This is a genomic window from Ureibacillus sinduriensis BLB-1 = JCM 15800 (assembly GCF_000772955.1).
GTDB classification, from domain to species: domain Bacteria; phylum Bacillota; class Bacilli; order Bacillales_A; family Planococcaceae; genus Ureibacillus; species Ureibacillus sinduriensis.
The window spans coordinates 123,038-140,104 of the sequence record NZ_JPVO01000051.1 but is presented as its reverse complement, the minus strand read 5'-3'; the positions used below and the strand labels follow the sequence as shown (position 1 = coordinate 140,104).

At 39.8% G+C, this 17,067-nt stretch carries 15 protein-coding genes; 6 read left to right on the top strand and 9 right to left on the bottom strand.

Features of this window, described 5'->3' with window-relative positions; translation table 11 throughout:
• Positions 1 to 14 precede the first annotated feature (14 nt).
• Positions 15 to 839: an endo alpha-1,4 polygalactosaminidase gene (locus tag CD33_RS11285; protein ID WP_052130182.1), complete on the top strand. Its 825-nt coding sequence runs from the start codon at positions 15 to 17 to the stop codon at positions 837 to 839.
• A 68-nt stretch (positions 840 to 907) separates the two neighbouring features.
• Here the strand turns inward: CD33_RS11285 and CD33_RS11280 are convergent, their stop codons facing one another.
• The 5 genes from CD33_RS11280 to CD33_RS11260 form a co-directional block, all read right to left on the bottom strand.
• Positions 908 to 1,732 carry an endo alpha-1,4 polygalactosaminidase gene (locus CD33_RS11280; RefSeq protein WP_052130181.1) on the bottom strand — a complete coding sequence of 275 codons (825 nt, stop codon included), beginning with the start codon at positions 1,730 to 1,732 and terminating at the stop codon, positions 908 to 910.
• Between the two features lie 184 nt (positions 1,733 to 1,916).
• Positions 1,917 to 3,446 (bottom strand): alkyl hydroperoxide reductase subunit F, encoded by a 1,530-nt coding sequence (gene ahpF, locus CD33_RS11275; RefSeq protein ID WP_036200882.1) that lies wholly within the window; start codon positions 3,444 to 3,446, stop codon positions 1,917 to 1,919.
• A 14-nt stretch (positions 3,447 to 3,460) separates the two neighbouring features.
• Entirely contained in the window at positions 3,461 to 4,024 is a 564-nt protein-coding gene (ahpC, locus tag CD33_RS11270; protein ID WP_036200880.1) for an alkyl hydroperoxide reductase subunit C, read from the bottom strand.
• A 366-nt stretch (positions 4,025 to 4,390) separates the two neighbouring features.
• The gene (gene splB / locus CD33_RS11265; protein WP_036200878.1) at positions 4,391 to 5,419 is read right to left on the bottom strand and encodes a spore photoproduct lyase; all 1,029 of its coding nucleotides are present in this window, start codon (positions 5,417 to 5,419) and stop codon (positions 4,391 to 4,393) included.
• On the bottom strand, positions 5,416 to 5,667 hold the full coding sequence (locus tag CD33_RS11260; protein WP_036200999.1) for a transcriptional regulator SplA domain-containing protein: 252 nt from the start codon (positions 5,665 to 5,667) through the stop codon (positions 5,416 to 5,418). The genes splB and CD33_RS11260 overlap by 4 nt, the downstream gene beginning before the upstream one ends.
• A 220-nt stretch (positions 5,668 to 5,887) precedes the next feature.
• On the opposite strand from CD33_RS11260, the gene CD33_RS11255 reads away from it, so the two are divergent.
• A complete protein-coding gene (locus CD33_RS11255) occupies positions 5,888 to 6,190 on the top strand; it encodes a carboxymuconolactone decarboxylase family protein (RefSeq protein WP_084591332.1) in 303 nt (100 codons plus the stop codon).
• Positions 6,191 to 6,310: 120 nt separating this feature from the next.
• Here the strand turns inward: CD33_RS11255 and uvsE are convergent, their stop codons facing one another.
• A complete protein-coding gene (gene uvsE, locus CD33_RS11250) occupies positions 6,311 to 7,264 on the bottom strand; it encodes a UV DNA damage repair endonuclease UvsE (RefSeq protein WP_036200874.1) in 954 nt (317 codons plus the stop codon).
• Between the two features lie 250 nt (positions 7,265 to 7,514).
• Here uvsE and CD33_RS11245 point away from each other — a divergent pair, with 250 nt between their 5' ends.
• On the top strand, positions 7,515 to 8,012 hold the full coding sequence (locus tag CD33_RS11245; protein WP_036200873.1) for an LURP-one-related/scramblase family protein: 498 nt from the start codon (positions 7,515 to 7,517) through the stop codon (positions 8,010 to 8,012).
• A 116-nt stretch (positions 8,013 to 8,128) separates the two neighbouring features.
• Here the strand turns inward: CD33_RS11245 and CD33_RS11240 are convergent, their stop codons facing one another.
• Positions 8,129 to 9,565, bottom strand: coding sequence for an anion permease (locus CD33_RS11240; RefSeq protein WP_036200998.1), 1,437 nt, complete (start codon positions 9,563 to 9,565; stop codon positions 8,129 to 8,131).
• A gap of 381 nt (positions 9,566 to 9,946) precedes the next feature.
• Between CD33_RS11240 and CD33_RS11235 the strand changes: the two genes are divergently transcribed.
• The 3 genes from CD33_RS11235 to CD33_RS11225 all read left to right on the top strand — a co-directional run bounded on the left by CD33_RS11235 (position 9,947) and on the right by CD33_RS11225 (position 12,770).
• A complete protein-coding gene (locus CD33_RS11235; protein ID WP_036200872.1) occupies positions 9,947 to 10,561 on the top strand; it encodes an NUDIX hydrolase in 615 nt (204 codons plus the stop codon).
• 179 nt (positions 10,562 to 10,740) lie between these two features.
• Complete coding sequence (locus CD33_RS11230) at positions 10,741 to 11,019, top strand: hypothetical protein (protein ID WP_036200869.1); 279 nt, start codon at positions 10,741 to 10,743, stop codon at positions 11,017 to 11,019.
• A gap of 149 nt (positions 11,020 to 11,168) precedes the next feature.
• The gene (locus CD33_RS11225) at positions 11,169 to 12,770 is read left to right on the top strand and encodes a gamma-glutamyltransferase family protein (protein ID WP_036200867.1); all 1,602 of its coding nucleotides are present in this window, start codon (positions 11,169 to 11,171) and stop codon (positions 12,768 to 12,770) included.
• 158 nt (positions 12,771 to 12,928) lie between these two features.
• Here the strand turns inward: CD33_RS11225 and CD33_RS11220 are convergent, their stop codons facing one another.
• Both CD33_RS11220 and CD33_RS11215 read right to left on the bottom strand, forming a co-directional pair.
• Positions 12,929 to 14,770: a hypothetical protein gene (locus CD33_RS11220; protein ID WP_036200864.1), complete on the bottom strand. Its 1,842-nt coding sequence runs from the start codon at positions 14,768 to 14,770 to the stop codon at positions 12,929 to 12,931.
• A gap of 253 nt (positions 14,771 to 15,023) precedes the next feature.
• Positions 15,024 to 17,066 (bottom strand): hypothetical protein, encoded by a 2,043-nt coding sequence (locus CD33_RS11215; RefSeq protein WP_235863301.1) that lies wholly within the window; start codon positions 17,064 to 17,066, stop codon positions 15,024 to 15,026.
• Position 17,067 lies beyond the last annotated feature (1 nt).

The following is a 17,067-nucleotide window of genomic DNA, read 5'->3' as shown; positions in this document are numbered from 1 at the left end:
GGAGAGCGAAATCAGTGCAAAGGCATATTATGTCAATATTTGCTATATTACTGCTTATCATGGTGGCAGTTCCTGTTCAGGCAAAAGGAGCTACGTCTACTTTGACGGAAGTGAAAGACTTCTCAATTTATTATGGCTGGCCATCAAAGGAAAAACTAAAGGAATTGCGATCATACGATCTTGTTGTTATTGCGCCACATGCGTATTCAAAGGAACAGATTGACTACCTACAGGCAGACGGTACCGTGGTCCTTGGTTATATTAGTGTAATGCAGCTTGAATCATGGAACTTGTCATTTGTATCAAATGTGCAGGAATCCGACTACTACTTGCAGGACGGCCAAAAAGTGTATATCAAGCAGTGGGATACATATTTAATGGATATTCGCAAAGAGCACTATCGACAGTTGCTAGTGGATCATGTAAACAAGGATATTGTCTCAAAAGGAATGGACGGCGTATTTCTCGATACGGTCGATGATATTGATTACTACCTGCATGAACGTGATGAAGAACAGGATGAATTTAGAACAGCCTACCAATCACTTTTGGTTGAAATAAAAAAACAGGATAGCTCGCTATTGCTTATGCAAAACCGTGGCTTCGATACGCTGAAGACAGGATCAGAACATCTTGTTGACGCATTGCTATGGGAAAGTTTTAATTACAGCAAACTGAAGGACAGCAGTTGGGGACAGAAATGGATCCAATACCTGGCGAAAAAGAATCAGGTAAATGAGCTTGCAGTATTCTCCACTGTTACCGATAATGAAAGTGCTCAGTATAGTGAGAAATTCAAATTTACGAGTTTTACAAAAGTAGGCAATTCATATGATTAATAGGCAAGCATCTCTTTGCTGGGGTTTCCACTTAGAGATGCTTTTTTAATATGATAAAAGATTTATGATCACTGATAGGTATTTCCTGTTCGCATAAAAGCAGGGAAGCGATTCCGCTTGCTTTGCAGAAGACTCTCATCGTCTGTAACAACTGTAAATACGCGCACCTGTCCGGATAACTGCTCTTTTTTCCAGTAGCTGAGCCAGTTTTGAGCCCAATCGCTAGATTCGATATCTTTTTTATTGAATGCCTCCCAAAGAACTCCATCAACTTTTCTCCGGGACACAGCCTTATATGAGTCGAATCCACGATTTTGAATAATGAGCAACTCAGGATAAGAGGATTTCACATCATCAAGAAGTTGCTTATAGCCCTCTCGCATTGCCTTTTCAACAGCCGGATCATCACGGAAATAATAATCCAGGTCATCTACCGTGTCGAAAAAAACACCATCGAGTTGTTTTTCTACGATTTCGGTACTGATTTTATGCATCAGCACATCGCGGTAATGCCGTTCGCGAATGTCCATCACATATGTATCCCAATCCGCCACATAAAGCCGCTCGCCTTCTTGTAGCCAATAGTCGGAGGGAATAATATCCTGTTTCAGTTCTTCATTCCAGTTTTCAAGCTGCATTAAGCTGACATAGCCAAACAACAGTACATCTTCTTTCTGCAGAAATGAGACTTCTTTCTTTGTAAAAGCGATGGGCTCGATGATAGCTGCATCCTGGTGCTTAAGTTCTTCCAGTTTTTCTTGGTCAGGCTGTCCGTAGAAAATCTGAAAAGAATCCACCCGAAAAAGTGTTCCATAAAAAAGTACCGGAATCAATCCTTTCAAAATAAAATAGAGGACAACCGTTGCTGCTAAACCAATAAACCATTTTTCCACTGAAATTCCCCTCAGCTGATAAATTATTTTCTTAATTTCAAAATACTACTCTTTTGAAATTAGCTATTATAATGATATGTTTCTTAAAGCTAGCATAGTTTTTCATCACTTCTTAATTATAGTTGAAAGCTCCAAATCAAAAAACTAGCAGCTACCGCTTTTTCAACGGAAGCTGCTAGTTTAATTAGCTACGGATTAGGTGATCAAAAGCACCTAAAGCTGCAGTTGCACCAGAACCCATAGAAATAATGATTTGTTTATACGGAGTATCTGTACAGTCACCAGCAGCAAATACACCCGGAATGCTTGTAGCGCCATGCTTATCTACAATGATTTCACCCATGCGGTTACGTTCAACCTCATTGCCTAACCAATCTGTATTTGGTACAAGTCCGATTTGGACAAATATCCCTTCTAATTCGATATGATGGGTTTGTTCAGTTTCCAAATCTTTGTATGAAATACCATTTACTTTATCCCTACCAGTAATTTCGGTTGTTTGGGCGTTCTTGATAACCGTTACGTTTGGTAGGCTGTTTAGACGATCTTGCAGGACCGAGTCTGCTTTTAATTCATTTGAATATTCAAGAACGGTTACATGTTTAACAATCCCAGCAAGGTCAATGGCTGCTTCAACACCTGAATTTCCGCCGCCAATAACCGCCACTCGTTTTCCGGCAAATAATGGACCATCACAATGTGGGCAATATGCTACCCCTTTGTTTTTGAATTCTGCCTCACCTGGTACATTTACATTGCGCCAACGAGCGCCAGTTGAAAGAATAACAGTTTTACTTTTTAGAACTGCACCATTCTCCAGCTCGATTTCAATCAGGTCTTTCTTTTCCAGACGTTTAGCGCGTTGAAGGTTCATGACATCGATCTCATACTCCTTAACATGCTCTTCAAGGCTGGCTGCTAGCTTAGGACCCTCGGTATATTTTGTACCGATAAAGTTTTCGATGCCTAGCGTATCCATGATTTGCCCGCCAAACCGTTCTGCGACAATACCAGTGCGGATTCCTTTGCGTGAGGCATAGATGGCAGCACTAGCACCGGCAGGGCCACCGCCGACAACAAGAACATCAAAAGGTTCCTTGTTGGCAAACTCAGAAGCATCTGGCGTACTGCCGACTTTAGAAAGGATTTCCTCCAATGTCATACGTCCGCTGCCGAATGATTCACCATTTAGGAATACAGTCGGTACAGCCATGATGCCTTTGCTTTCTACTTCCTCTTTAAACGCAGCCCCATCAATCATAGTATGAGTGATATTAGGGTTAAGAACGCTCATCACGTTAAGTGCTTGAACAACATCAGGACAGTTATGGCAAGTCAGGCTGATATAGGAATCAAAGTGGTATTCACCTTGTATACTTTTAATTTGATCAATCACTTTTTGATCAACCTTTGGAGCTCTTCCGCTTACTTGAAGAAGTGCCAAAACCAATGATGTAAACTCGTGACCAAGTGGAATACCGGCGAAAGTTATGCCAGTATCTTCCCCAACTCGATTGACACTAAAGCTTGGTGTTCTTTCCAATTTTGCATTTTCTACTTTAATATGATTGGACATAGTAGCTAATTCATCTACTAATGCCAACATATCTCGGGAAACATCATCATTCCCCGCACTTACTTTTAGCAGCACATCGCCCTCCATCATCTGGAGATATTGGGCCAATTGTGCTTTTATTTCTGCATCTAATAACATGTTGAATGTGCTCCTTAAATCTTACCAACAAGATCTAGGCTTGGCTTAAGTGTCGCAGCCCCTTCTTCCCATTTAGCTGGGCAAACTTCACCTGGATTGTTGCGTACATATTGTGCTGCTTTGATTTTATTCACTAAAGTGCTTGCGTCACGACCGATACCACCCGCATTGATTTCCACAGTTTGAATAACTCCATCCGGATCGATGATAAATGTTCCGCGATCTGCAAGTCCTTCTTCTTCGTCTAACACATCAAAGATACGAGAGATCTTTTGAGAAGGGTCACCTATCATGATGTACTCAATTTTGCCGATAGTTTCTGAATTGTCATGCCATGCTTTATGTGTAAAATGAGTATCAGTAGAAACCGAATATACTTCAACTCCTAATTCTTTTAGTGTTGCGTATTGGTTTTGAAGATCTTCCAATTCAGTAGGGCATACAAAAGTGAAGTCTGCAGGGTAGAAGCAAACGACACTCCATTGACCTTTGAAGTTTTGTTCAGATACATCGATGAACTCACCCTTTTGGAATGCTTTTGCTGAGAATGCTTGTACTTCTTTTCCGATTAATGACATAAATATTTTCCTCCTAGAATGTGTTTGATTTTGATGATTAGTACAACTATATTATAATAATTATAATTCAGTATACATTTTCATATACCAATGATTATCTTGTCAAGGAATGACACAAAACGTTACCAAATTTGTCCCAGATTTAAAAAATATGACTAATCCTGTCGTTACAACCGATATCTTCGTATATAATTGTGAAGCTAAACGCTGTATTTTAAACCTATAAATGTCAAGATTATCAACTATTTTGAAAAATATGTGTTTAAATGAGAATTTATAATTTGTTGCAAAGTGCAATAAATTAAAAAGGTGAGAATAAACTCACCTTATAAAAAATAACTATTGGATATATTATCGATCCAATCTTTAAGTGAAGTATTCTAATTTTGCATTGGGGAAGAATTTCTCCATATACGAGTACAAATGTTTCTTTATATCTTCCTCTTCCTCTTTTTGATAAATATATTTCCCGATTCCGTATTTCCCCCATTTATACCTTCTTTTTTCCTCATCCAATTCCAATTTGGTCATGGGATAGTTTTTCTCGATTACTCTTTTGGCAGGCTTAGTAAAACGGTGCTGGATAAACTCGAACGTAATATCTTTCCTGGCATCAGAGGGCAGCTCCGCATCCAAACGCTCAAACATTTTAAGGTACCCTTCCTTCCATCCTTCATGCAGATAGATCGGTGCTACAATGAATCCGAGTGGATAGCCGGCACGTGCGGCTTTCCCTGCGGCTTCTATTCTTTTTTCCAATGGGGAAGTCCCGGGTTCAAAGTTTTTTATGACATAATCAGCGTTAACACTGAAACGGAATCTTGTTTTTCCGTTATGATCTGCATCAAGGAGATGATCTACATGGTGAAATTTTGTCACAAATCTTAATTTGCCGTGTTCAGACTTTCCAAAATGTTCGATAGCTCTTTTAAGCGTATGAGTTAAATGATCGATTCCAACAATATCCGATGTACAAGAAGCTTCGAATCTTGTGATTTCGGGTGCGCGTTGTTCCATATATTGATCGGCAGCTTCAAGAATCTCCTCCACATTCACATATGTACGGATATAAGGTTTACTTCCCATGGTAGTCTGTAGATAACAATAATGACAGTGTCCCATACAACCCGTAGCAAATGGAATTGCATATTCTGCGGAAGGCTTGGATGTATCAAATTTTAGTGTTTTTCGTATTCCTACAACTAGTGTTGATTTTGCAACACGGTACTTTTTAAAATCATTATCACCGGGAAGGTTTCTTACTTGGTTGTGGGATGTTGTTTCCCGTATTTCAATATCCATTTTACTAAATTTTTCATATAACTCTTTCCCCAAAGGGTACTCCAATGCAGCGGGTTCAAAATAGACAAGTTTGGGCGTAAAAGGGTTGTTCATTGGATAATCCCTTCTGAATCATCCCCATAATAATAATTATAGGCTTCATTTGCTTCTTCTTCTGTTGAGTAAACAGCCATCTCACCTGATAATGGGTAATACGTTTCATATAAAAATAGTGCCAGTTCATCCTCTTTCTGAGGGTTATTTACAACGGCTGCCGATTGAACATTCGCTACATCCTGCGTATGTGGATTTCTGTAAAAAACATAAACAATATCCCCGGCTTGATAATTTTGATTTTCCATTTCATCACCTTCATTTTTTTTAGTCCTTACTATTATCCCTTTTGTTACAGTAGTTATGATTTCTTGATTATGGAAAGGAAAATAGGGCGGTAAATAAATAATCTCCCTTTGGTTCATAATAAATTTGCTGAAAAAAACAAGAAGGAGTGATCATAAGGTGGAACTAAATGCGGGAAATCCTACAGAAACTGCACTGATTAAATATAAAAAAGGGCTTGGTATGTTTAATGAAAAAATGCCGGAAATCGTAAGCCAGTTTAATGCTTTTACGGAAGAATGCTTTAAAGATGGTGCATTAAATCAAAAGCAAAAACACTTGATCGCACTGGGGATCAGCATCCATGCCCAAGATGAGTATTGTATCGTTTACCATACTAAAGGATGTCTTGACCATGGATGTACAGAGCAGGAAATTCTTGAAGCTATAGGTGTCTCTGCAGCATTGGGTGGAGGTGCATCGCTGAGTCAGGGAGTTACTCTTGTCCTTGACTGTTTGAACGAGATGAATGATATGAAACAGTAAATATTTAAATATAGTTTAGATGAAATCGACAAGGTTTCATCTTTTTTGTGTCCAAGAAAATGGAAGGGATATACCATTTAAACACTTGGCGTCCATTTATTACGGGGGTGTTTGTCCCTGTCACCATTCAACAGATGAACCTGTAATACGTTTGACTCCCCGAATGGCGGCGATGTCTTCAACTAGTTTGTGCATTGCAAGGTTTTTTTGTTTAGCCTCTATCATTAGGTCAAAATCTTGATCAAGTTCCTTTGCCATCTTAAGGAAGGGCAGGACAAAATCCAAAGAAACAAAATCTGCATGGGAACGGAATGCTTGATCGGATTTTGGTGAAGAAATGTGGACTTTCGGAACAACGTTAGTTGAGCTCCATGTATGGAAAATGCGTTGTAAATAAAGATGAAGGTCATCGTCGGTTTGATTTGCCATATGGTGATGGTAGTCGAGTACCATGGGAATGCCTTCCTTTTCGCAAGTCATAAGCGTTTCTTGAACATCATAGGTTTTATCATCATTTTCAAGCGTCATATGCTTCTTTATTTCTTGTGGCAATTGTTTTAGGTTCTGATGGAATTGGCTTAATGATTTACTTTTGTCCCCATAAGCGCCGCCAATATGGATATTAATCAATCCATTTGGAAGAGCATTCATTGCTTCCAGCATCTTGAAGTGGTATTCCATATCTTTTACGGCATTCATGGTCACTTCTTCTTTCGGGCTAGTAAAAAGAGTGAATTGGTTGGGGTGGAAGCTCACTCTCAAATTAAATTGTTGTATGATCTCCCCAAGTTCCTTCCATTCTTTTTTGAATGGAGTATAAAAATCCCACATCACTTCCGGATGGGTAGCAAGTGGAACAAGAGAGCTTGATAAGCGGTAAAGTTCAATTTCATGGGCAATATTATAGTATAATATCCTTTTTGTGTGATGCAGGTTTTGGGCAGTGACAGACTTCAACTTTTCCATTCTCTCATCTTTGGGAAGCATTGAATATCGGGAAAAAGTTAAAGCTTTGGATGGACTTGCATCCCATAAACCCAACGCATTTGCGACATAACCAAACCGTAATTTCATCCGCTATACTCCTTAGTCATAAATTGAAAATATTTTTATAGTTGCAAAGAAGCCAATAATGTTTTATTTTCCCCCGAACCCATTGCAGTATGCGCAAATTGCGAATGTTACCATGAAATAACAGAACTTTCTGTTTGGTTAACCGTATATAATACTAAACCAATATGGTGTGAGTGATGATAATTGTCATCGGGAATGTTAGTTACAGTTACCAAGCGAAAATCAAATATAGTTAAAGAAGGTGCTAGAAATGAAAAAACTATATATGAAACAGAAGGTCTTTAGTTTAAGTGGGAAGTTTACAGTGAAGGATCAGCTGGAAAATGATATTTATTTTGTGGAGGGCAGTTTTTTGCAGATCCCAAAGACTTTCACCATTATGAATACAACAAGGGATGAAGTGGCGCTTATTACGAAAAAAGTTTTTAGCTTCTTGCCGGTATTTTTTGTTGAGGTAGATGGCAAAGAAGCAATAACGATTAAGAAGGAGTTTACGTTTTTTAAACCCCGCTATACGATTGACGCTGCGGGGATTGAAGTGCAGGGAAATTGGTGGGATATGGATTTTCAAATAATGCAGCATGGCGTAATGATCGGCAATGTGAGCAAAAGATGGTTTACATGGGGTGATAGCTACGAGGTCGAAATTTTTGATGAAGCGATGGAAGCCGTTATTATAGCACTCGTTGTTGCCATCGATTGCGTCAAAGCGGATCAAGGAGTTTCTTCTGGAGCCGATAGTATGTAATAGAAAAGGGAGCCGTTTACTTGAATAGCCCCTTTTTTCCCTTAATATAAAAAAGTGCAACATAATTGCCGTTTTGACTTACCTCTTCCAATACCGTGGGAAGTTACTTACAATCCTTACCATAGGCCAAGAGCTTTCCACCAAAGTCCTCCAATAAAGAGCCAGATCACTATGTGAATAATAGAAATGACAAAACCAAGTCCCCACCATTTCTCTTGTGTTACGTAGCCTGTCCCGAAGAAGACCGGCGCAGGACCACTCCCATAGTTCGTTAAGCAGCCGAATAGATTACTGAAAAATGCCAACAACAAAGCTGATACTAATGGGGGTGCCCCGGCAGCTACTATAACTGAAAGAAATGCCGCATACATCGCACTTACATGAGCCGTATTACTGGCAAAAAAGTAGTGCGAATAGAAATAGACTATGGCAAGTACGATTAAAGCCAGCATCCAGGAAGTCTCGCCAATCATTCCTTGCACCATTTCGCTAAACCAAGGAATCATTCCGGTGCTATTTAAGTACATGGCCATCATAACTAGGACGGAAAACCAAATGAGTGTATCCCATGCGCCTTGTTCTTGTTTAATATCCGACCAAGTTAACACTTGTGTAAGCAACAATAAAACTAAGCCGATAAAAGCTGTAACAGTAGTATCCAGATTAAGCTTTGAGCCAAAGATCCATAAGCCGACCAAAAGAAGGAAAATACCGATCATGTATAATTCTTCCCGCTTTAAAGGGCCCATTTCTTCAAGCTTTTTCGTTGCTTCCGTCGCTGCCGAAGGAGTCTCTTTAATTTCTGGAGGGTATAGTTTATAAATCACAAATGGCACGACAATTAAGCTGATAATACCTGGTACAATTGCAGCCGTCATCCAGCCTACCCAAGAAATTGAGGCACCTGCAACTTCTTCGGCCATTTTCGCAGCCAATGGATTGGCTGCCATTGCTGTTAAGAACATAGCAGATGTAATCATATTCGCCTGGAAAGAAGTTGCGGTTAGAAATGCGCCAATTTTCCGTTCCGTCCCATCGCCCGTCCGTGAGCCATAAGTCTCCGATAACGAGCGGATAATCGGCAGTAAAATTCCCCCAGCACGTGCGGTGTTCGAGGGCATCGCTGGGGAAAGAATCAAATCACTTGCTATCAATGAATAGGATAAACCCAAAGTTTTTTTGCCGAACAAACGAACAAAGAGGTAAGCTACCCGTGTACCAAGCCCAGTTTTAATAAAGCCTCTGGAAATGAAGAAAGCAATAACGATCAACCAAATCGTCGAGTTTTGAAAACCACTTAAGGCTTCCTCAAGTGTTAAAGTTTTGGTCACTGTAATGACGGTTAATGCCAAAATAGCCATACTCCCCATCGGAATAGGCTTTATAATAAGTCCAATAATAGTCGCAACAAAAATCGCAAATAGATGCCAAGCCTGAACTTGCAAACCACCTGGAGGGGGAATCAACCAAATAACTGCACCTATAAGAATAACGACCAGTAAGGGGATAATTTTCACTTCATTTCTTTGATTCACTTTCTGAACCTCCTCAATAAACACGCAAAATTGCCAGCGTGTTATTCGTCACCTTATTGAACTTCTTCACTCAAGTATAAGAAAATGAATATTAAATAAGGTGCCCTACTGTTTAGATGGTTATTCGTTTGTTCATTTTGCATTATTTCAAACATTGTTAGATTGGCTGATATATTTGCTTGAATGAAATGTATGTTTAAAGCATGAAGTAGGTATCAATAGAAGTAATAAAGAACAATCTTTCGAAACTAAAGCAATATTCGAATGAGGGTAAGACCAACTTTTGTAGAGCAGTATTCCGTATGGTCTTTTCAAAGTAATAAAATTTTTGAAAATCTCCTTTCAAGAAAATTGTCGTGATACGATAAAGGGATAAAGAAAAAAGTTGGGGGAAATAATATGGGACTAGATAAATTGAGGGAGCAACTAAAGCAAAAACAGCCTCTTTTTATAGGAGAGGATACAGCATTTCGTTCGGCGGTATTGATTCCATTGGTTTTGGTGGAGGAAGAATGGCATGTGCTTTTTGAAGTGCGCTCATTAAAGATGAGAAAACAGCCTGGGGATATTAGCTTTCCCGGCGGTAAAATCGATTTGTCAGATGCATCACCGCTTGAAGCTGCAATAAGGGAAACACATGAAGAATTAGGTATCGAACCTAAATCCGTCGAGGTAATTGCTAGTTTAAGCCCATTTGTCACTTCCTCCTCGTTTGTCGTTTATCCATTTGTTGCGATTTTAAATAGTTATTCACTTCATACTTTCAATAAAGATGAAGTGGAAGAAGTGTTTACCATACCACTTAAATGGTTGGTGGACTATGAGCCTTATTGTCATTCGGTGTCAGTGGAACCTAGGCCATCTACAGATTTCCCGTTCCATAAAATCATGAATGGATCCGAATATCAGTGGAGAGCCCGATCCATAGAAGAATGGTTTTTTGATTATGGAGATTATACAATTTGGGGGCTGACAGCTCGGATTTTAAAATACTTTTTAGAACGTTTGAAATGAAAGTCGATTAGAAGCTTGGGAAATCACTTCATTATCCCAAGGTCATAATAAGTTGCTTTTTTTTGGCGTTTGCTCATATTTTTCTTGTACTTAGCCTGTGCATACTTTCTGGACATAATACAATACTAACTCTAGATAAACGTTGTGTTATCGAATTCTTACGAAGGGGAGATGCAAAATTGGCTAAGCACTCAGATACAAGTTGGAAACAAGACCATCCAAGCACGTTATTTAGTAATTCTGTTCAGCGGGCAGATCGCGCAGTAAAGCAGGCGATGTCCCATCCACAGGAAATAGCGGTTGAGCATGCCTTCAATTCAATCGAACATGCGGAAAATGCCCTGCTAAATGCAATCCAGCATAATGAACATCTGGATACAGTGGAGCAAAATAAGGAACTGCTGGAGCAGGCGAAGAAACAATTAAATGACGTTAAACAAATTGTGGAAGAACAGTAAAATAAATTGGACCCCGTAGAGTGGAAATCTACGGGGTTATTTTTGTTTGATTTTTCTGATATTATTTTCAATAGTAAAAACAGAGTACTAGTATTTCTATGTACTCTCAAAGTTATAGACAAAATAGAGAGTTAGAAGGAGTGTATTAGTTGGATTATTTAAATCATCCATTTCCATCAAAGCGGCATACGGTTTTTGCTAAAAGGGGCATGGTAGCTACCTCGCAACCACTTGCAGCACAAGTTGGTCTTGATATTCTTCAAAAAGGCGGCAATGCTATAGATGCAGCCATCGCAACCGCCGCAGCGCTTACCGTCTTGGAACCTACTTCTAACGGCATTGGGGGAGATGCCTTTGCACTTGTTTGGGCAAAAGGGGAGCTTCATGGACTAAATGCCTCAGGCCCGTCGCCAGAATTACTAACTGCTGAGGCAATTAAAGCTCTTGGTTATGATAAAATGCCCAAAATGGGGGTTGAACCAATTACAGTACCTGGGGCACCTGCTGCATGGGCGGAACTTTCAAAAAGGTTTGGCAGATTATCTCTGGAAGATGTATTACAGCCAGCCATATTATACGCGGAGGAAGGATTTCCTTTATCACCGGTGCTAGGAAAGTATTGGAACAAAGCTTATCAAGCATACAAAAGATTAAAAGGAAAAGAATTTGAGGAGTGGTTCCATACTTTTGCCCCTGGTGGCCGAGTTCCGGATATCGGTGAAGTATGGAGTTCAAAAGGTCACGCTGAGACACTGAGGACGATAGCGAAGACGAATGCCCGCGATTTTTATGAAGGCGAATTGGCACAAAAAATAGAAGACTTCATGGTGGAGCATGGAGGTTTCTTAAGAAAAAACGACTTAGCTGCTTACAACCCTGAATGGGTAAAACCGATTTCTACGAACTATCGTGGCTACGATATATGGGAAATTCCTCCGAATGGCCAAGGGATGGTGACCTTAATGGCCTTGAATATTTTTGAACAGCTTGATATGCCAAAGTGGCAATCTGCGGATACATATCATCATCAAATTGAAGCAATGAAATTAGCGTTTACGGATGGACTAGCATTTATCACGGAAATGAGCGAAATGCCAATCAGTGTCGAACATTTATTATCCAAGGAATACGCTGCACAACGTGTAAAAGCGATTTGCGAAACGGCTATCGAACCGGTTCCGTATGAGTTGCCGAAGGGCGGGACAGTCTATTTAGCCACTGCAGATGATGAAGGGAACATGGTTTCTTTTATTCAAAGCAACTATATGGGATTTGGTTCGGGAATTGTCATTCCAGGTACCGGCATCAGTATGCAAAACCGTGGAGCTGATTTCTCCTTGGATGAAAGCCACCCCAACTTTTTGAAGCCTGGAAAACGATCTTTCCACACAATTATTCCAGGGTTTTTATCCAAAAATGGAGAAGCAGTGGGACCATTTGGTGTAATGGGCGGCTATATGCAACCTCAAGGGCATCTCCAAGTTGTCACAAATACAATCGATTATCTTTTGAATCCGCAAGCTGCATTGGATGCCCCAAGGTGGCAATGGGTTGGTGGAAAAAAAGTTCATGTGGAACCGGAGTTTCCGAATTATTTAGTTCAGGCACTGCAAAGAAAAGGGCATGAAATTGAAGTGATGCCTGATGGAGGCAGCTTTGGCCGTGGGCAAATCATCTGGAGAAATCCGCAAACCGGTGTGCTGGCAGGGGGAACAGAATCAAGAACAGATGGAATGGTGGCAGCTTGGTAATGCAGTTGCTAAGTAAATAATTATTCCTACTTTGTTCATAAAGAAATACCTCGTGTAGATGGAGTAAGGGAGGCTTTAATCCACCTATGCAAGGTATTTTAATTGATAAGTGGGATCTATTTTCTCCCTATTTTCTAACTGTATAAATTCTACTCTATTCAAAATGTTAAAGATGATGCGTGCGGAAAATGAAACGCGTATAAAAAAGTAATGAACTCTTCAAATGGAAGAGACGACTCGCCTTCTGATTCTCCATTTCCTGTCACACTTGTTTGAATCGCTTTCCCCCAAATTTGGAGACTGTCGTTATTAGGATTATAAAAATAAACACGCACGATGCCCGATGGATCGACAGCTACCCTTTGAATGAGAATGGCATGGGCACCCAGCACCTGCCCCAGACGATTATAAATCGTAATACCGGCGGGTTGGGGAAGTCCTTCATTCACTTTGGGGTTGTATAATGGATGATAGTACCTGCGGAAATTTGTTTGAAATTCCAAATCCGTATAGACATCCGAGAAACCAGGCCATATGCCCGCCATATGAAAAGCAGGATTGATCCATTTATGTGCATCCTGTCCGCGACCATCCGCCAATTTCAACAGCTCAAAATAAATTGCATCAAGATGTGGCACTAACAATAATGAGATGGCGTCAATGTTGGTTGTATCTTCAAGTGGAACGATGGAAATTGTTTCGGTGGAGATTTCCCTGCCTTCAAAATAAAAGGTGATTTTATGGGACTTTAAAAAATCATTCAACATTTTCAAGAGCAGAACCGGTTCCTTTTGTGCCCAGTAGCTAATCGCTCTTGTAGATTGACAAGTGGGATTGAAACCTTGCCCGACTCCTAGAGGTGTCCCTAATATATTGACCATATCGGATATTAGAAGAGAGGGCAATGCCTCTTTACTTTCTAATTGATGAACCAGAGGAAGGCTGTTCACAATACTTTCAGAAACCTGTGCATTCATAAGGTTTCCCAATTCCTTAATGAGCTCAGGAGTTAAAATATCTCTTTGCAATAATCGAAGTAAACCATATATGCTTCTACTCGTTTTGATTGTAATGCAAGAAGCAATCAATGAAGAAATGAAGGAGAAGTTCGACTGTAGATTCACTCTTGCTAAGTCATTAATAGCAAGCATTTCTTTTAATAATTGTGGCTTTTCATTATTAAGATAGTGTAAAAGCACAACATGATAAGGTGATACTAATCCAGTTTGTACCATAGTAACGCGAAGTTGTTCCGCTTCTTTCACTAGACGCTCATCATTGCAGTCCTTTAATTTCTGTTCATAGCTTTCTAATGGGCCTGTCGCTAAATCGGATGGTGAATAAACAGCCCTTTCATACTCCTTCAACTTGGAACTAATGCCATCAAGTCCTCCTGCCAGCTTTTGTGCACTGGCAATAAGCTTCATAATTTTTTTCGTGACAATGGGCCTCTGTACGGCAAGATTATCAACCTCTTGATAGAGGTTTTCATAAACGCGAGGTGAAAAACAGTGCTCCGAAATAAAATATAAAAGCTTCGAAGCCTGTTCGTCTTTATATAGTTGCTTTACTCGGTTTTCCTCTGTTTCCTTCATAATCAGCAAATCAATATTTAGGGCCAAAACCTTTGTTAAAAATTGTGCAGCTTCAAGAGAGGTCATACCGGGATGGACATAATCACCTTTTGCAATTGCAAGGATTCTTAAATCACTTAAGGATTCTGCAGCAGCAGTGGTGCCACCTGCATGAAGAGTCCCTCTAACCAAATTGGCATCAAGTTTTCGGACATCTTCCCAAGGTTTCCCCAAGAACAGACCTGCCTGATCAAAAAGTGGGGCATATTGATAAACTTTGCCTAGACCATTGGGTTCTTTAAGAAGATTCATGGCTTCGATTAAAACTGCTTCCTGATATAGTTTTTTACTAAATAAGGGTGCTTGCAATAATTGTTGAAAGGCTTTTTGAAATGAATTTTCAGATGAAAATAGGTAAAGTCCCATATCTCATTCTCCTTTCAGCTTATTTCCTATAAATTACAATTTACATTAATGCTGGTTTTTAAACATTTAAAGTGAAAAAAGTATAAATATATTATTATTAGAATATTTAAAATTTTGGTAAATGTACCACGGAATTAAAATGATTACAATAGACGATCTACTCAAAAGTAAAAGACCACGAAAATGATTTTCGGGTCTTTACAATAAATTATATTTCTATACATTTTTAAAAATAGCTACTCTAAGCCGAGATCTAGGTCCACATATAGTTTTTGCCCCAACTCTCCTTGGCGAGTGCCTCAATTTTTCCAACTAGATGATCCTCTACCATATAAGTATCACCTTGTTCATAAGGGTCATAGTGATAGGCATACATCCTGGAGACAAATTCATGGAACGGCAAGGAAGATTCCCCTTCCAATTCACCAAAGCCCGAGACACTTGCTTTAATGTTTTGGCCCCAGTTCTGTGTACTATCACTATTTGGATTAAAGAAGTAAATTCGATAATCCCCATTATGGTCACTCTCAATTCTTTGAATCGATACAGCATGAAGGCCAAGAAGTTCTCCATGAACATTTGTAAGGAAAATACCTACTGGATTTGGATAAATCAGTTTTGAGCCTTCATTGTACTCAGGGTGATGTGTTGCGTAAAACATTTTTATAAATGCTGAATAATTTTTAACACTTAATGTATGACCATCAATAACGTTAAAGAAACCACTCGGAATCCATTCGCCATAAAACTCGCGGTTTACCCACTTATGTGCATCCTCACCACGAAGCAATGTCCGTTTAATCATCTCGTTGTAAATTTTCTCAAGATGTGGAACCAGGAGAATCGAAACGATATCCAAGTCGAGTGGAATATTATTCGAAGTTCCATCGATTAATAGGTTGGAATGGATTGATTCACCTTCGAAAATCATTTCCATAGTGTTATCTCGTGCGGCGCGCGTAATATAATTTAACAATTGACCAGGCTCAAATTGAGCCCAAAGCGAGATTGCTCTAGCAGATTGACAAATTGGATTTTGGCCTTGTGCTATCCCAAGTGGTTGACCAAGTACACTTATTGTTCCAGCAATCAGAATCCCGTTTATACTGATTCCACTTTGTTCACCCACAAAAGTGGAAAGAGCTTTTCTTACTTCACCATGAATTGGAAGCTCAAATAGTTGCCGGATCGAATGTTCGATGGCATCAATCTTCAGTACGCCGCGATTCAACATTCCAGAGAGACCGTAAATGGATTGTTTTGTTTCTGGATAGATTGCAAATTGAATAATATCCTGAATAGTTTTTTTACTTTCATCAAAGCTTGCCCTACCTGTGTCGGCTAAAGAAAGTGCAGTCGGAAGTGCATCTGGGTTCTTTCGATTCAAAAAGCGGAGCAGCACTGCATGGAAAGGCGAAACAAGCCCTGTCTCATTCATGGATTGGCCAAATAATTTTGTTTCAACAAATATCTCTTCCTCTGTCGCCTGCTCGAGTCTTAATCGATATTCCCTTTGGTTCGAGATTTCTTTACTTAGGGGTGTAGGGGCTTCGACAGCTTGTGTATATTTTTTTAGAGCATCTAATGTATTTCCATCAAGCTCGCTTGTTGCCAATTGCTTGGATAATAGAATCATTTCCGCAATTCTGCGAGTAATGATGGGGCGTTGCACGGCTAATCGATCAATCTCTATAATCATTTGCTCGGCTACTTCTTTCAGGGATAGTTCTTGCCCAAGATAAGTAAACAAATTATGCGCCCGTATTAGGTGTTCCTCTGGTGGATCTGCTTCTTCTGTTGTTTCTTGTGGAGAGAGTAAATCTAGGTTTAGGGCAACTACCTCATTCAAAAAAGCACAAGCTGCCTCCTTCGTAATACTGTCATGCCTATAGGTTCCTTTAGCGATGGAAAGCATACGCATTTCGCTTAATAACTCTAGAATTGAATAAATACCTCTCAATCTTAATGAATTGCCTACGAAAGGGGGCTGCAATTTCGTTGGATCTTCCCAGTCGCCGGAAAGGAAAACTCCTGCTTGGTCAAATTGATGTGCATACTTATCCAGAACAACCATTCCACCATCGACACATGCCAGCTCATTTGCCAACTGGAAAACGTCGGTTTGATAAAGGCTTTTAGCGAAAGGTTTGGCAAGGTTCAGCGTGTTTAGTGCCTCGGCAAATTTGGTTTCAAGAAGGTCGATTGGTTTTGTTGCCTTTCTGGTTCTGGAAGTACCTGTTGTTCTTCGTTTTGTCTTGATGGTTGTCTTACTTTCGGTCGTTACAGCTGGACTCATC

Excerpts from the sequence above, each read along its gene's own strand:
- ahpF (WP_036200882.1), bottom strand. The coding sequence starts at position 3,446 with ATGTTATTAGATGCAGAAATAAAAGCACAATTGGCCCAATATCTCCAG.
- ahpC (WP_036200880.1), bottom strand. The coding sequence starts at position 4,024 with ATGTCATTAATCGGAAAAGAAGTACAAGCATTCTCAGCAAAAGCATTC.
- splB (WP_036200878.1), bottom strand. The coding sequence starts at position 5,419 with ATGAACAACCCTTTTACGCCCAAACTTGTCTATTTTGAACCCGCTGCA.
- CD33_RS11260 (WP_036200999.1), bottom strand. The coding sequence starts at position 5,667 with ATGGAAAATCAAAATTATCAAGCCGGGGATATTGTTTATGTTTTTTAC.
- CD33_RS11255 (WP_084591332.1), top strand. The coding sequence starts at position 5,888 with ATGTTTAATGAAAAAATGCCGGAAATCGTAAGCCAGTTTAATGCTTTT.
- uvsE (WP_036200874.1), bottom strand. The coding sequence starts at position 7,264 with ATGAAATTACGGTTTGGTTATGTCGCAAATGCGTTGGGTTTATGGGAT.
- CD33_RS11245 (WP_036200873.1), top strand. The coding sequence starts at position 7,515 with ATGAAAAAACTATATATGAAACAGAAGGTCTTTAGTTTAAGTGGGAAG.
- CD33_RS11235 (WP_036200872.1), top strand. The coding sequence starts at position 9,947 with ATGGGACTAGATAAATTGAGGGAGCAACTAAAGCAAAAACAGCCTCTT.
- CD33_RS11220 (WP_036200864.1), bottom strand. The coding sequence starts at position 14,770 with ATGGGACTTTACCTATTTTCATCTGAAAATTCATTTCAAAAAGCCTTT.
- CD33_RS11215 (WP_235863301.1), bottom strand. The coding sequence starts at position 17,066 with ATGAGTCCAGCTGTAACGACCGAAAGTAAGACAACCATCAAGACAAAA.